The organism is Pseudoalteromonas peptidolytica, from assembly GCF_012641745.1.
In the GTDB taxonomy this organism is placed as follows: Bacteria; Pseudomonadota; Gammaproteobacteria; order Enterobacterales; family Alteromonadaceae; genus Pseudoalteromonas; species Pseudoalteromonas peptidolytica.
In genome coordinates this window covers 45,813-61,425 of the sequence record NZ_WEHZ01000012.1, presented here as the reverse complement: position 1 = coordinate 61,425, position 15,613 = coordinate 45,813, and the positions used below count along the sequence as shown (strand labels likewise).

Below are 15,613 nucleotides of genomic sequence, written 5' to 3'. Positions count from 1 at the left end.
ACAATAACGTACATTTGATAATAAAAATGATTTTTATTTAGGAGTTAAATTATGAAACACCTTTTTTCTGTACTTTTGATTTCTCTTGCGGCGGGAACATTATCAAAAGCGGCCTCAGCCAATGAATGCGCACTGACTATTGAAGCAAATGACATGATGCAATTTTCAGCAAAGGCGCTTAGCGCTCCAAGCAGCTGTAAAGAAGTGTCTCTCACTTTAAAACACACAGGAAAGTTACCAGCAACAACTATGGGGCATAATTGGGTGTTGAGTAAGGCAGCAGATGTGCAAGCAGTCGCCACAGACGGCATGACCGCAGGTGCAAGCAATAGTTATGTTAAACCAGGTGATGATCGCGTATATGCGGTCAGTAAAGTCATTGGTGGTGGCGAACAAACTACGGTCACGTTTTCGACTGAACGCTTAAAAAAGGGTGAAGACTATCGGTTCTTTTGCTCATTCCCTGGCCACTTTGCCATCATGCAAGGTAGCTTCTCACTTATCTAATACCAATTTGACTTAATACTTGCTCAATTTGAAGGAATAAATCTGACGCTAACAGCGTTAAAAATTTCTCATTTAGAACAACTAAATAGCAAAATTTTTGCCTTGCCTATATGGATGTAGGTACCTTAGCGATAGCAGGACGCGTTAGCGGAGTTATCGACAAGATTTTCTCGCCTCAAAATAGACCACTTAATTAAGCAAATTGGTATAAAAGCTAATTCACAATCAAAAGCCGTGCTTTCTTGTCATTAGCCGCACGGCTTTACTCGGCAAATACACCACTAAGCCTTCTTGACTACTATTGGAACAAGCTGCTAGAGCTTATGGTGTAGATGAGAGTTACCCCCTCACCAACATGAAGCTATAGAGTTTGTAAAGGGCGAATAGTTAATCTCGCATCTCGCAAATAACAATTATCACTCTCCCTCTTGCAGTGCCTACCCATAATCATTACAATCAATTGCAAACAATAATGATTATCAGCATCATGAGCTTTTTCTCAATTATACCAATTTGGTTTGCAACAACCTTACTCTACTTCGCGAGTCCAAAACAGCGCTACTTGGCAACTTCGCTAAAGCGCTCACCGAGCTATGCTATCGCAGCCCTACTGATTTTATCTGGTTTTTATATTTTAACGCTACAATTTCCCATCGTTTCAGCAATGCTTGCTGTCGTCGTTGTGCTGATGTCGTCGTTAGTGTCGGTCACTCTGCTTAGTGCTTATCCAAAAAGACGCTTTTATCTGACCGCCACAATGGTTTGTGCTTTTTCATTGTTATTGGGAGGCATAGCATATGTGGCCTAAAACTTTACTTGGATTTTTTCTCGGGCTGCTACTGTCTATCTCTTTAGTTTTAAACTTGAATTTACTTTTGCCGTTTTCTGAAGCCGCTAAGCTTATGCTAGGCCTTATTCTTGCTTTTCCTATTTGGGCTGGCGTGATGACATGGAGCTATGCTTTTACCACCGCAGGGGCTGCAAGTAAGCGTTTATTTACTATTTTGATCCCTTCGATACTCCTCAACTCTGCACTACTGTTAATGAGATAAAACATGAAAAATCAAACGCTAAAATCGTTGACTGAGGCGCACGCTTGGATAGGACTGATTATTTCAACGGTACTGTTTATCGTATTTATTACCGGTTCTCTTAGCCTCTTTAGAGACAATATAAACGGGTGGGAGCGAGCTCAACTGGCAGTAAAATCAGCCTCCGCAGAAGAGTCTATTTCTTATGATAAAGCTATTTCAAGCTTGCAACAGCAATATAATATCGATACGCATCATAGCTTTTTCATGCGTGAACCAAGTGAACATAACCCATTTATTGAAGTTTATTTTGCTACCCATTTGGATGAGCCACACCCAGTAACAGGTGAAGACCACCAAGATCGCCACCTACTTCTCTCGCCAAGCTCTGGAGCCGTACTTGCAGACGCCGATACATTTGAGTTTGCCACATTTTTATATCAGCTCCACTATGATTTAGGGCTTGGTCGGATAGGTCTGTACTTTGTTGGCGTGATCACTTTATGCTTCTTTGTTGCTATCTTAAGCGGCCTTGTTATCCATTGGCGTAAAATTGCTAAAAACTTTTTTCAATATCGAACTGAAGGCAAGAAAGACAAGTGGCTTGATGCACACAACTTGATTGGCACCATGGGGTTGCCATTTCATATAATGTACGCATTTACCGGTCTGGTATTTAATTTAGTGATTATCTATCAGATCTCCTATGCGGTGTTGCTATATGGAGGCAACCAAACAGCACTGCTGCAAGCGGCTGGGTTCAACGAGCCAACCGTCGAGGCCGTCGAGCAATCAGCTACGATGACAGGCATTGATACGCTGCGTGAAAAAGCACTCAACACCTTTGGAGATGTGACAATCACCTCCGTTGAAATCACCCATTTTGGTGATAAAAATGCGGTAGTTAGTATTAGTGCAAAGAGCAATGACGCCTTCTCTAACTACAACGAAGTGCAATATAAACTTGCTGACCAATCACAAATTTACCTCACAGAAAACAATTACGACAATGCCGTCCGTGCTGGGCTATCAACGATAGCAAGTCTACATTTTGGTGATTTTGCAGGCTATGGCATGCGTTTAGCTTTCTTATGCCTTGGCCTTGCCACCGCTTATTTAATCGTCAGTGGGAATCTGATGTGGATAGACAAACGAGCCAAACAGCGCAAGCAAAGTCCAAGGAGTTTGCTTTTTGTTAAGCGCTTAACCAGTGGCGCTTTTATTGGCGTGTTATTAGCCATAAGCGTTGGATTTGCACTTACTACAGCACTCCCAGTAAGTCATATTGATAAATTGGAAACCGTGAAGTTTTCTATGTTTTCAGCATTTATATTTGCATTGCTCAGCAGTCAATTCGCTAAGCAGGTGCTGTCATATAGCAAAGTATTGCTCGGTCTTAGCTGCATTACATTTTGCATCACAGCAATAATCAATCTGGTCTCATTGATAACACAATTTGATGCGCTTCCCCCCACAACACGTTTTGATTTTGCTGTAGTCATCGCACTTTTAACATTAATGACCTTAATTTGTTGGAAAACAATCTCACGGATAAATACCACAGCTACAAACACACAAACGACACCTCATACCCACTCTCAGCAAGTGATAAACTAGGGTCTGTTGACCTTTGCTGTTGGTAACACACCTTCACCCATGCTTTTGCAATTATTGCAAAAGCATGGAGATACCCAAATCCCTCTAGATACTGGTAAAAGCATCCAAGCAGAACTACCTTTATGCTGTATACCAATCCAAGAAATACCAATTACTCTTGATACTTGCGCAATTGGAAGGAGTAACTTGGTATACCGCTTGCCGTAGGTTTGGGGCATACAGTTAGTACAGTTTTGCTTGATTTTAAAACAGTGAGTGCCCACACCCTGTCGCTAAGATTGGTGTTTAATCTTCGTCACCAATAACCAAGGATTTATAATGAGTAAGCAACAAAGTACCCCATCAGTTTGTCCGTTTGCACATGGCGCAAACACTTCCTCTGCACAAACCCAACACCAGTGGTGGCCAAACAGCCTTAATCTAGATATTTTACATCAACATGACACCAAAACAGACCCAATGGATGACGGGTTTAACTACAAGACCGCATTTAATAGTTTGGATTATCAAGCATTAAAGCAAGATCTCACTAGCTTGATGACTGACTCACAGCCTTGGTGGCCCGCTGATTGGGGACATTACGGTGGGTTAATGATAAGAATGGCATGGCATGCCGCTGGAAGCTACCGTGTAGCCGATGGTCGAGGAGGTGCAAATACAGGTAATCAACGTTTTGCGCCACTAAACAGCTGGCCAGATAACGGCAATCTAGACAAAGCACGACGTTTACTTTGGCCTATTAAAAAGAAATATGGCAACCAAATTTCATGGGCGGACTTAATCATATTAGCAGGCAACGTGGCATATGAATCAATGGGTTTCAAAACCTTCGGTTTTGCCGGTGGTCGAGAAGATATCTGGCATCCAGAAAAGGATACCTACTGGGGCAGCGAAAAAGAGTGGCTCGCGCCATCGGCTAATCCAGATAGCCGCTACCATGGAGAGCGAGAGCTTGAGAACCCACTTGCTGCGGTGATGATGGGACTTATTTATGTGAATCCTGAAGGCGTAGACGGTAACCCAGACCCACTTAAAACTGCTGAAGATATGCGAGTCACCTTTGCTAGAATGGCAATGAACGATGAAGAAACGGTCGCACTTACCGCAGGAGGTCATACAGTGGGCAAAGCACACGGAAATGGCAATGCTGATGAGTTAGGCCCAGCTCCAGAAGGAGCAGATCTGCATGAGCAAGGGTTCGGTTGGATGAACCATACATCAAGAGGGGTCGGGGCAAACACAGTCACCAGTGGCATTGAAGGTGCTTGGACAACCAACCCAACACAATGGGATAATGGCTACTTTTACTTGCTATTTAGCTACGAATGGGAGCAAACTAAAAGTCCAGCGGGCGCGTGGCAATGGCAACCTATCAACATTAAAGAAGAAGATAAGCCAATTGACGCTGAAGACGCATCCAAACGCTGCATGCCAATGATGACAGATGCCGATATGGCGTTGAAAATGGACCCTGCTTATCGAAAAATTGCTGAAAAGTTTTATGCCGAACCTGACTATTTTAACGATGTTTTTGCCAGAGCTTGGTTCAAACTTACTCACCGTGACCTTGGCCCTAAAAGCCGCTACCTCGGACCGGAAGTCCCTAACGAAGAACTACTTTGGCAAGACCCAGTCCCTAGCGTTAACTATACCCTAAATGACAATGAAATTAGTACGCTCAAGCAACAAATTCTAGCTACCGATGTCACTATTTCAGAATTGGTAGCCACCGCGTGGGATAGCGCCAGAACATTTAGACACTCCGACTTTAGAGGTGGTGCAAATGGGGCAAGGATCCGCCTTGCCCCGCAAAAGAGTTGGCTCGCCAATGAACCGGAACGCCTAGCGAAGGTCCTCACAGCATTAGAAACCGTGCAAAGTAACTTTACGCCGACCATAAGCATGGCTGATTTGATTGTGTTAGGAGGCTGCGCAGCTATTGAGCAAGCCGCGAAAAATGCTGGTGTATCAATTCAGGTACCCTTTGCTGCGGGGCGAGGCGATGCCACAGACGAGCAAACTGACATCGAGTCATTTGACGTATTAGAGCCTGTCCATGATGGTTTTCGCAATTGGCAAAAACAACATTACAGCGTAAAACCAGAAGAAATGCTGCTCGATAAAGCCCAGCTAATGGGGCTGACAGCCAAAGAAATGACCGTACTTATTGGTGGTATGCGTATGCTCGGCACCAATCATGGGCAAACAACCCATGGCGTATTCACCAATAATGTTGGTAGCTTAAGTAATGACTTTTTTGTTAACTTAACCGACATGTCATATATCTGGCAGCCTATTGAAGAAAACCTCTATGAGATCAAAACACGTGATACGGGCACAGTAAAATGGACAGCCACTCGCGTTGATCTCGTCTTTGGTTCTAACTCTATCTTGCGTGCTTACGCCGAAGTGTACGCACAAGATGATAGTAAAGAGAAGTTTGTTCGTGACTTTGTTGAGGCGTGGACCAAAGTGATGAATGCAGACCGATTTGACCTTAAATAATTACTCCCCCTAAACTTAGTATGTGATTGGCCTTTTGACTGGAAAGCCAATCACATACCAACCCTACATTGGTTTACATAAATCCTCGGTGAGACGCTTGCCATTGATTTCTATCGTTATATGCTAGAAATCAATAACAATAACGAAAGCAGGGAAATTATGTTTAAAAAATCACTCCTAGCATGTGCGTTGCTCGCGTCACTCACAGCATGCAATCAAACCAGTCAACAAGTTAATCCACCGCAAACTACTCAAGCTATCTCTGACTTTAAAACGTATTCGGCAGAAACATTTTTTGACACCACAGATATTCAAGGTAATGCGTTTCGCCCTGATGCAAAGAAAATCTTGGTGGCCTCTGATGAGTCAGGCATATTTAACCTCTATGAAGTTGATGTTAAAACAGGCAAAAGAACACAAATAACCGATGCCGCAGACTCAACCTATCCAGTTGGATACTTTCCCAGCGATCCCCGTATCTTATTCACCCGAGACGGCGGCGGTAATGAACGATTTCATCTCTTTGTCCGTGACGAAAATGGCAATGTTAAAGACCTCACACCAGGAGAAAAGGTCAGAGCAGGTTTTGTCGGCTTCTCTGAGGATAACAGCGCATTTTTTGTGTTAAGTAATAAGCGCGATGAACGCTTTATGGATCTATATCGCTTTGATGCCAGCACTTACGAAAGTGAACTTATCTATAAAAATGACAAAAACTTAAATGTCCAAAAAATGAGTGAGACGGACCGCTACCTTGCACTTGTCAATGCCCAAGGTAATAAAGACAGCGACCTATTCTTACTCGATTTACATAACCCAGATGCCCCACTCGTTGAGATCTCAAACGTGGAGCACGAGGCAAACTTTTTCGCTTCAGCATTTTCTAAGGACGACAAGTATTTATACTACAGCACTGATGCCCATGGTGAGTTCTCTCAAAGTTGGCGTTATGAAATCGCGACAGGTAAACACACACCCTACATCGTAAAAAATTGGGACGTACGATTTTTGTATTTCTCCGATTCCAACCGCTACCGCGTAGTGGGTGTAAACGAAGACTCCAGTATTAAAGTGACGATCACCGACCTGAAAACAGGCAAGGATATCAATTTACCCAAGCTCCCAGCTGGTAGCATAAACAGTGTTAACTTCTCTGATGACGAAAAGCTGATGACTTTTTATTTAAATTCAGATACATCACCAAATAACTTGTACGTATGGCAGGTTGGAAGTGACAAAGTTAAGCAACTCACCTCGACGTTAAGTGAAAAAATCAATACTGACCACCTGGTCGAAAGCACTATCGCTCGCTTTAACAGTTTTGATGGTTTGGAGATCCCTGGAGTACTTTATAAACCAAAACTCGCAAGCTCAACAAATAAGGTACCGGCACTTGTATTCGTTCATGGCGGCCCTGGAGGCCAGAGCATGACAGGTTATAGTGCACTTACTCAGCACTTAGTTAACCAAGGATATGCCATTTTTGCCGTAAACAACCGAGGTAGCTCTGGCTACGGTAAAACCTTCTTCCACTTAGATGACAAGCGTCATGGCGAAGATGATTTACAAGATATCGTTTGGAGTAAAAAATACCTACAACAACTGGACTGGGTCGATGCTGACCGCATCGGCATCATGGGTGGAAGCTATGGTGGCTATATGACAGCTGCGGCATTGGCATTCGAGCCGGAAGAGTTTAAGCTTGGGATCAATATCTTTGGTGTAACTAACTGGGTCAGAACTCTTGAATCTATTCCTGCTTGGTGGGAGGCATATCGCAAGTCACTGTATGATGAGCTAGGCGATCCAGCTACCGATAAGGAACGTTTGCATCGTATATCACCGCTTTTCCATGCTAAAAATATCACTAAACCACTGATGGTGGTACAAGGTGCAAACGACCCCCGAGTACTGCAAGTTGAAAGCGATGAATTAGTAGAAGCAGTTCGCTCAAACAATGTACCGGTCAAATACGTCTTGTTTGAAGATGAAGGACACGGATTCTCGAAAAAGGAAAATCGTATTGAGGCCTCTCAAGCCTATCTCGACTTTCTTAAAAAACACCTTTAATTAATAAGCCTTTGGATCTGAGCATATCGCTTTGAGTTATCTCGCTCAGATCCACTTTGGTCATATCTATTTGCGTTATTAACCTAATTCAGTCTCCTGTATGAAGACAAAAGAAGCTTATTCATAACACTGCTACTGCGTCTTACTGCCGTCAAAGCAAACTGGCATTATCCAAAGTATAAGCTAAATACTTGTCCTTAATTCAGCCACTAGCCAGTTTCGAAATGCCTTTAATTTTGGCCACTCAAAATGCCGTTCAGGTGCCACTAAGTAATAACGATATTCGCAAGGCCACGCAAAGTCAGGGTAGATCTCTAGTTGTCCAAGCTCCAAAGATTGGTTAACCAAACGTCGGCGCAATAGCGAAAACCCTTGCCCCGCCACCGTCGCTTGTTGTACCAATGCCGCATTATCTATTTTGAGGTTACTCACCGTATGCCCCATTAATCCAAGCTGCTGATTTAATGCAAGCCAAGCCTTTTCATTATCGCGCCCTTCGTCATAGATAAAATTCAATTTAGACAATTGCATGCGAATGGGCTGACTTGGGTCTATTAACCCCGGGCGATACGCAATAACTAGCTCATCTTCTGCGAGTAGTTCACTTTTTAAACCTGGATAGTCACCTAAACCAAAGCGGATCCCTATATCAATATCATCTTGATGGAAATCGACTAGCTGCTCTGTAGGGTCGATGCGTAACTGGTAGTTTGGCAACGCCTTATTAAAACTGGCCAAACGAGGTAATAGCCAACATGTCGCAAACGATGGCAAAACGGTAAGATTAATCGTCGACGGACTTGGATCGGCTTTAAGGGTTAATAAGCCCATTTCAACTTGGCCAAATGCTTTGTGTAAATAAGGCAGTAACGCGTGACCCTGTTGTGTCAGCATCACTTTCCTGGTTTGTCTTTCAAAGAGCAAAATACCCAGTTGTTGCTCTAATAGTCTGATCTGTTGACTCACCGCAGCTTGGGTAACAAATAACGCTTCAGCTGCCTGCTTAAAACCGCCAAGCTCAGCAGCGGTTTTAAAGTACCAGAGTCCTTTTAATGGCGGTGCTTTCATTCTAAACATACTTAACAAAAACTTAACTATAGTGCACAATTTCTCGTTTGTCAGTTTTATGAATACGCACAATACTTCTTAGCGTTTAAACCAGAGACGGAAGGAGTCTTTATCATGAAATACGCAATTATACTGGCATTTCCCATGGTTGTATTTTCATCGCATGCAATATCAACACCGGCCGAGAGAGTATTTACTGACGCAGGTTACCCTTATAAAAACTTAATTATGAAAGCGGAAAAAGTGGAGCTTATTTATTCAGAAGAACAAGATAAAACCACATGTCAGGTTAATGTATACAGCGGTGATTTATTACATCAAGGAGAAGCCAAGGAGGTGCCCGCCAACAAGTTTTTACGTATGCCAGTGCAAAGCTGCCTTTCAAGGGAAAATGCCAAGCGTATTTTGAGCTTGTTGTAGTGCTAAACCCCACTTGAGTATAGCAAAACGAATACTTCAACCTCGAGTGTACTTATGGTCAGAGTCCGACTTTACCTGCAAGATACACTCATTTTTTACGGTATTAAAAAGTAAGAGTAAGTGCGTGGCATAGGATAATGACGTATTTTCTAAAGCCCACTAAAATAATTTTAAATAACAAAATAATAAAACAACACCATATTATGCGAAGCGATGACACCTAATCACATCAACCCCAAAATAACCCCCACCAAGTTTACAAGTTAAACACCAAAAAACACTTTAAAAATAAAAATTAAACTGTTGAAACATTTTAATCACAAACTATAATCGCCACCAATATAGAGCACTTGCACTATTTTTAGCTTTTAATTTTCAAGGAGTAGATATGAAAATAAAGCCGCTTGCGCTGGTATGTGGATTAGCGCTCACCTCATCTGTCAACGCATTTACACAATTTGGTGGCCAAGGTGTCATGCCTATGGGTCACGAATGGCTAACTCGAACCGCTGCACTTGAAGTGCTAGATGCCGAGCATGTCATCAGTCCAGATCCAAACGATCCACGCCATACATGGCGCGATGGTCTTGCAAAAAATATTTCGCTAAATACCGCACTTAACGAAGTGTCAAAGCTGCAAGCAAATCTAAACAACAACGCACTATATGAGCCAAGATATGATAGTGTAAATTCAGCCATTGTTGGGGAGCGTTGGGTTGATATTGCAGGTTTTAATGTCACCAATGCAAGCATAGATCCGACTGGTCCGAATTGTTTCAGCGCTGTCTCTCAAGAGCCTGCAGATATTCAACTTGACCATTTTATGCGCCGTTATGATGATATTGGTGGTCAAGGAGGTGTTGACGCCGCATATCGAGCTCAAAAACGCTTTATTCAACACTTTATTGATGCAGCGATGGCGGAAGAAAAACGCTTGAAGGTATGGGATGGCGGCGGTCATTCAGCGCTCACAGAAGTTGACCATAATTATTTTTTATTTGGTCGCGCTGTGCACTTATTCCAAGACTCGTTCAGCCCAGAACACACCGTTCGGCTACCTAATGACAATTATGAAAAAATATGGCAAGTCAAAGCGTATCTTTGCTCAGAAGGCGCAGAGCAACATAGTCACGATACCAAGGATGTCTTGGACTTTTCCAGTGGCGACGTAATTTGGCAGCCCGACACAAGATTAGAGTCAGGTTGGCAGTCATACCGAATTAGCAGCATGAAACCTGTGGCAATTGTTGCACTTGAGGCCAGCAAAGATCTGTGGGCTGCATTTATCCGTACCATGGCAACGCCAAAAGCACAAAGACGTGACATTGCCGAACAAGAAGCAAAACAGTTAGTTGACCACTGGTTATCTTTTGATGAAGCAGCAATGCTGGCTTGGTATCAAGACGAGGATAAACGCGATGGTACTTATGTGCTTGCACCGAATGAGACTGGAAAGGGAAAATCCTTAGCGGAATGTATGGCAGAGCTGAATGTGGGGACAACCAATCAAGCTGAACGTGTTGCTCAATTAGAAGCCCAACGCAACCAATGCTTATATAACATTGAAGCTGAGCCAGGCTATGAAGATTTAAACGATCCCCACCTTGATATTCCTTATAACTGGCGCTGGAAGTCAATCACTTGGCAAACGCCACCAGCGGGTTGGACATACCCACAACTCCGCCCAGATACAGGTAAGCAGGTTGCTATAAAATCACCAGTTAACAACCAGTTTATGGCTGCACAGACGCTCACAAATAATGCGCCCGTAACATTAAGCCAAAACGAGCCGCTAATGCTAACAGAAGTCACCAGCCCACAAGGTTACCACTACTACAGAAGTACACAGGCACCGTCTTTGTTCTTAAGCTACAGCAGCAAAGCAAGTGGTTATTTAAAGTTAGTAGATTCGCCCAACCAAGCGATGTATTCGTTAATTTATCAAGGTGGCCTTTGGAACATCAAAAATGAATTTTGGCAGCAGTACATTTGGTTTAATCAAGCACAAGAGCGGCCAGAGCTAAACCGTCATGGCAAGCCAGAAAACTTAAACGCAAAATGGATGCTTGAAGCGCTATAACTCCCCAACCAAACGGCTCTATAGCATCATTTTATAGAGCCTTTTATGCTTTTAATGTAAAGGGGTTTGCACCATGTATTCAAGCCTACTAGCTTAAAAAGGATCAAACCAATTAACACCGCATTTAAGGTTACAGCTTGTAGTGACCACCTTATCGCCAGCCATAAAAAAAGACCCTAATAAATTAGAGTCTTTGGTGACAATGGTCACATGAGATTAGGTATAAACCAACGTATGTACCCGTTAGCTTGATGGTGACAGCGTCGTTATTTGCAAAATATCAAGGTGTTTTAGGCTGTTATTATTTTACTGCAAACACATTTATTCATTATGACGTAAAAATGAAAATGACCGCACCACCATAAAAAACAATTTTTTAACAGTAACGTTGCGATGTGGCCGGTGTATAGCAAGGGCCGTTATAGCTATTAGAACCCCCTGCAATTTTATTAGTAACCAATTGGCTCAACATTTTACTATCAATTTGTTTTATAACTTTTTTATTTAGGTTTAACGGTAACTTTTTATTGTTCATTTTTGTGTTTTTCCTTAGTGTCGATAGTTATAATATAACCATTTTATAAAGGAATATGGAAGTATAGGTACATTATCCTTTGGTCTAATGGGTAACATTATTTTAACTCAGAGACGATGTGGTTCTACCGGGCTCTGTACAAACAGTAAAAATCTGTCATGTAAATTTGGGAAATGCTCAGCTAGCAACTTGCTCGATTCTTGATGGTTGAGCGATCTGCAACGCTCAATTTGCTCGTACAACATTAATGCCTTGAGGCTCTGCCGCCCCTTGGCTGTCGACATCAAAAAGTGAATCGCTGCCCAGCTACTCTTATACATTAAGTCCGTATTATATGACTTCCAGTCAGACTCCGCGTTAAGAAGGTCATAAGGCGGTAAAATATTTCCCTTTATATAGCCACTATCTAGTCTTGCAGAATTTGGATAAACTGTGCCAACCTGCATGTTAACTTTTATGGTTTGAAAGTAACCTGCAAGCCCTTCATTTAACCAGCGCGGCGTATATCCAATTACAGCTTGATTGATTGCATGCACCGCTTCATGAACAGCAGTTTGCATCGTTGCGTATTGACTTCTTTGCTCAACCAAGGCGAGGTTATGCCTGCCAAAATAAATCCCGACACTTCCTTTTGGATCACCACCATACGACCTCACCGCTTGCTCGTACTCACGCCTGTTTGGCAGCACTTTGATGGTCAACGTCACCTTTTGCATTGCATCTAACCCCACGATACTGGTATAGCCGCGAAATACAGCATTTAGTTTAGTGCTCAACACATTTTTAAACTGATTGGTGATATGGGTCCCAGAAATATTCAGTTCAAAGAAATCAATAACCTGATTACGTTTTGGTTGGTAAGATAGCGCTGAAGAGTCTGGCTTTTTATCCGAGTAATTGGTGATGCCTTTTTCATCTACCCAAGTATATATTCCATTTTCAACACGATACTTAATCCCTGCTTTGGGCTTAGATTTACACCGCCCAAACCGTCTCAAATTGGCTTGATGATCACAAGTATCACTATTCGTTAATCGAGCTAAACTTGGCTTTTTGAACCGTTGCTCAGGAGCCACTGGCGGGTTATCTACCTCAGCTTTTTTATTACTGATTACATGGGTCAATTGAGGTTGTATCTGGGTGAGCCAAAACTCACGACCATCAAAAAAGAGAAACAACAACACCGATATTAAAACCAAACTGGTCTTAAAAATAGTCTCCCTCCATTTATTCCAACCCATCTTCATTCCCTTATCCTTGACTCTCTTTTTTATTGAAATATCGTAACTCTAAGCAGAGTAGCACCGCTACTACCACATTAGCTCCCCACCGATAGGAGCCGCTTTATGTGGCGCGCTCTACAACACACATCGCGGAATAAATCCGCTCCCACCACACCAGCCCCACCGGTAGATGCCACTTTACGTGGCGATCCATACAGCAAACATCGCGGAATAAATCCGCTTCCACCACACCAGCCCCACCGGTAGGAGCCACTTTACGTGGCGATCCATACAGCAAACACCTCGGAATAAATCCACTCCCACCACACCAGCCCCACCGGTAGGAGCCACTTTACGTGGCGAACCATACAGCAAACACCTCGGAATAAATTCATTCCCACCACAACAGCCCCACCGTTAGATGCCGCTTTACGTGGCGACCCATACAACACACATCGCGGAATAAATTCACTTCCACCACACCAGCCCCACCGGTAGGAGCCGCTTTACGCGGCGAACCATACAGCAAACACCTCGGAATAAATTCATTCCCACCACACCAGCCCCACCGGTAGGAGCCACTTTACGTGGCGAACCATACAGCAAACACCTCGGAATAAATTCATTCCCACCACACCAGCCCCACCGGTAGGAGCCACTTTACGTGGCGATCCATACAGCAAACACCTCGGAATAAATCCACTCCCACCACACCAGCCCCACCGGTAGGAGCCACTTTACGTGGCGATCCATACAGCAAACATCGCGGAATAAATCCGCTCCCACCACACCAGCCCCACCGATAGGAGCCACTTTACGTGGCGATCCATACAGCAAACATCGCGGAATAAATCCGCTTCCACCACACCAGCCCCACCGGTAGGAGCCGCTTTACGCGGCGATCCATACAACACACATCGCGGAATAAATCCGCTCCCACCACACCAGCCCCACCGGTAGGAGCCGCTTTACGCGGCGATCCATACAACACGCATCGCGGAATAAATTCACTCCCACCACACCAGCCCCACCGGTAGGGGCCGCTTTACGTGGCGAACCATCCAGCAAACATCGCGGAATAGATTCACTCCCACAACATCAGCCCCACCGGTAGGAGCCACTTTACGTGGCGAACCATCCAGCAAACATCGCGGAATAGATTCACTCCCACAACATCAGCACCACCGGTAGGAGCCACTTTACGTGGCGAACCATCCAGCAAACATCGCGGAATAAATCCGCTCCCACCACACCAGCCCCACGGTAGGAGCCGCTTTATGTGGCGATCTCTTGCGCACTATTCTTGAAAACCAATCCCTCGCACAACCTTTCGACGCTCCCAACCCCAACAAAGTGCCAAAGCAAACACACCACTTGCGTAAGTGACATACAAAGGCGCTGAGGTGTCGGCATCCTCAGCATACATAAACACACTCGACATCACCCAAGCGACACCTGCACCAATCAATAACCACACCGCCGCAGAATACAACTTATACACCGGCGCACTTATATAACCCGACAACACCACACAAGCCGCTGCAACACCACCAATCACCGGCTTCTTCCACCAGCCCGCATACTCCGCCAACATCCCGGCCAAAGTGGCTGACACGATAAAAGTTACGACGACGGTCATAATAGACAGTAAAAATTTAAGGGCTTGGTTCATAATTCACCTATACAAAACCGCAGACTACTGAATATAGTCTACAACCTTCATCGCTCTAAAATTGAGATGCTTTTCTTCATGATGTTCTGCATCCAGCACTACTGACAAGTACGGAGCAAACACCATTTTTTCATCCGATGAAAGCTCAAACTCCATTTTAAACATTCGCTTACTGCCCACTGGCACAGTAAAGTAATCAGAGTTATAACTACCATATCGCTTTTCACCTACATAATATGCGAGTAATCTAGCTTGACTATCTTTATGATCAATCGCATAACTTTTATTTCTAATTCTAAAAGCATTATCACGGGGAAGCAGGTTAATAGCGTAAAAGGAGCAAGTAAGATTTTTACCGCGCTTTTCACATCTATCTTTCTTTACTTCAAACCCCGCATAGTGTTGAAAAGTTTTGACGGGGCCATCGTATTCATTGTTGAACATAGAAAGGGATATCCAAGGGTCTTTTAGAAACATCCCTGCTGAAAAAAATGCTGCACATACAAAGACAGTTGAAATTGATTTTATGAATCTCCTAAAAGTGCTTAGTCCAGCTCGCTCAAATTGATAATACAAATAACTTATCATCACCACACTAAGCACCAAAATTGGTATAAAGCGGATCAAGCTACTACCAGAATAAAGCACGTAGGCCTTTGCTATCTCAACAATATCAGTTGCATAAGCACCAATGATAATACTGGTTATAAAAATGGTAAAAGCAACAAATTTATTAAATGAAAATAAAGCCGCTTTTTTTACTGTGTTGTGTTGTTGTGACGCTGAGCCATCCATTTGTTTACGTGTCCTAATTACTAAAGTTGTGAAATACAATCAAAGTTTTTATATATAAACAAATTTACAGTTCATTTACATTGAGTTCAA

The 15,613-nt window shown here is 43.4% G+C and carries 12 protein-coding genes; 8 read left to right on the top strand and 4 right to left on the bottom strand.

Annotated elements, in window-relative coordinates:
- Positions 1-51 precede the first annotated feature (51 nt).
- The 6 genes from azu to F9Y84_RS09885 all read left to right on the top strand — a co-directional run bounded on the left by azu (position 52) and on the right by F9Y84_RS09885 (position 7,730).
- Positions 52-507, top strand: a complete 456-nt coding sequence (gene azu / locus F9Y84_RS09910; protein WP_128730102.1) for an azurin — start codon at positions 52-54, stop codon at positions 505-507.
- A 472-nt stretch (positions 508-979) separates the two neighbouring features.
- Complete coding sequence (locus tag F9Y84_RS09905; RefSeq protein WP_125251668.1) at positions 980-1,315, top strand: hypothetical protein; 336 nt, start codon at positions 980-982, stop codon at positions 1,313-1,315.
- Entirely contained in the window at positions 1,305-1,559 is a 255-nt protein-coding gene (locus tag F9Y84_RS09900; protein ID WP_125251669.1) for a hypothetical protein, read from the top strand. The genes F9Y84_RS09905 and F9Y84_RS09900 overlap by 11 nt, the downstream gene beginning before the upstream one ends.
- Positions 1,560-1,562: 3 nt before the next feature.
- Positions 1,563-3,155, top strand: a complete 1,593-nt coding sequence (locus F9Y84_RS09895; RefSeq protein ID WP_147391012.1) for a PepSY-associated TM helix domain-containing protein — start codon at positions 1,563-1,565, stop codon at positions 3,153-3,155.
- A gap of 318 nt (positions 3,156-3,473) precedes the next feature.
- Complete coding sequence (katG, locus tag F9Y84_RS09890; protein ID WP_147391013.1) at positions 3,474-5,660, top strand: catalase/peroxidase HPI; 2,187 nt, start codon at positions 3,474-3,476, stop codon at positions 5,658-5,660.
- Positions 5,661-5,819: 159 nt separating this feature from the next.
- Complete coding sequence (locus F9Y84_RS09885) at positions 5,820-7,730, top strand: S9 family peptidase (RefSeq protein WP_147391014.1); 1,911 nt, start codon at positions 5,820-5,822, stop codon at positions 7,728-7,730.
- Positions 7,731-7,913: 183 nt separating this feature from the next.
- On the opposite strand, the gene F9Y84_RS09880 is transcribed toward F9Y84_RS09885, so the two are convergent.
- A complete protein-coding gene (locus F9Y84_RS09880) occupies positions 7,914-8,798 on the bottom strand; it encodes a LysR substrate-binding domain-containing protein (protein WP_147391015.1) in 885 nt (294 codons plus the stop codon).
- Positions 8,799-8,912: 114 nt separating this feature from the next.
- Here F9Y84_RS09880 and F9Y84_RS09875 point away from each other — a divergent pair, with 114 nt between their 5' ends.
- Together F9Y84_RS09875 and F9Y84_RS09870 are read left to right on the top strand one after the other, a co-directional pair.
- Positions 8,913-9,218: a hypothetical protein gene (locus F9Y84_RS09875; RefSeq protein WP_147391016.1), complete on the top strand. Its 306-nt coding sequence runs from the start codon at positions 8,913-8,915 to the stop codon at positions 9,216-9,218.
- Positions 9,219-9,606: 388 nt separating this feature from the next.
- A complete protein-coding gene (locus F9Y84_RS09870) occupies positions 9,607-11,298 on the top strand; it encodes a hemolysin D (RefSeq protein WP_147391017.1) in 1,692 nt (563 codons plus the stop codon).
- A gap of 642 nt (positions 11,299-11,940) precedes the next feature.
- On the opposite strand, the gene F9Y84_RS09865 is transcribed toward F9Y84_RS09870, so the two are convergent.
- The 3 genes from F9Y84_RS09865 to F9Y84_RS09850 all read right to left on the bottom strand — a co-directional run bounded on the left by F9Y84_RS09865 (position 11,941) and on the right by F9Y84_RS09850 (position 15,523).
- Positions 11,941-13,074, bottom strand: a complete 1,134-nt coding sequence (locus tag F9Y84_RS09865; protein ID WP_147391018.1) for a hypothetical protein — start codon at positions 13,072-13,074, stop codon at positions 11,941-11,943.
- Positions 13,075-14,353: 1,279 nt separating this feature from the next.
- Positions 14,354-14,728 (bottom strand): hypothetical protein, encoded by a 375-nt coding sequence (locus F9Y84_RS09855; protein ID WP_147391259.1) that lies wholly within the window; start codon positions 14,726-14,728, stop codon positions 14,354-14,356.
- A gap of 24 nt (positions 14,729-14,752) precedes the next feature.
- On the bottom strand, positions 14,753-15,523 hold the full coding sequence (locus tag F9Y84_RS09850) for a hypothetical protein (RefSeq protein WP_128730117.1): 771 nt from the start codon (positions 15,521-15,523) through the stop codon (positions 14,753-14,755).
- Positions 15,524-15,613 lie beyond the last annotated feature (90 nt).

Coding starts and splice junctions, on each gene's coding strand:
- azu (WP_128730102.1), top strand. CDS start 52: ATGAAACACCTTTTTTCTGTACTTTTGATTTCTCTTGCGGCGGGAACA.
- F9Y84_RS09905 (WP_125251668.1), top strand. CDS start 980: ATGATTATCAGCATCATGAGCTTTTTCTCAATTATACCAATTTGGTTT.
- F9Y84_RS09900 (WP_125251669.1), top strand. CDS start 1,305: ATGTGGCCTAAAACTTTACTTGGATTTTTTCTCGGGCTGCTACTGTCT.
- F9Y84_RS09895 (WP_147391012.1), top strand. CDS start 1,563: ATGAAAAATCAAACGCTAAAATCGTTGACTGAGGCGCACGCTTGGATA.
- katG (WP_147391013.1), top strand. CDS start 3,474: ATGAGTAAGCAACAAAGTACCCCATCAGTTTGTCCGTTTGCACATGGC.
- F9Y84_RS09885 (WP_147391014.1), top strand. CDS start 5,820: ATGTTTAAAAAATCACTCCTAGCATGTGCGTTGCTCGCGTCACTCACA.
- F9Y84_RS09880 (WP_147391015.1), bottom strand. CDS start 8,798: ATGAAAGCACCGCCATTAAAAGGACTCTGGTACTTTAAAACCGCTGCT.
- F9Y84_RS09875 (WP_147391016.1), top strand. CDS start 8,913: ATGAAATACGCAATTATACTGGCATTTCCCATGGTTGTATTTTCATCG.
- F9Y84_RS09870 (WP_147391017.1), top strand. CDS start 9,607: ATGAAAATAAAGCCGCTTGCGCTGGTATGTGGATTAGCGCTCACCTCA.
- F9Y84_RS09865 (WP_147391018.1), bottom strand. CDS start 13,074: ATGGGTTGGAATAAATGGAGGGAGACTATTTTTAAGACCAGTTTGGTT.
- F9Y84_RS09855 (WP_147391259.1), bottom strand. CDS start 14,728: ATGAACCAAGCCCTTAAATTTTTACTGTCTATTATGACCGTCGTCGTA.
- F9Y84_RS09850 (WP_128730117.1), bottom strand. CDS start 15,523: ATGGATGGCTCAGCGTCACAACAACACAACACAGTAAAAAAAGCGGCT.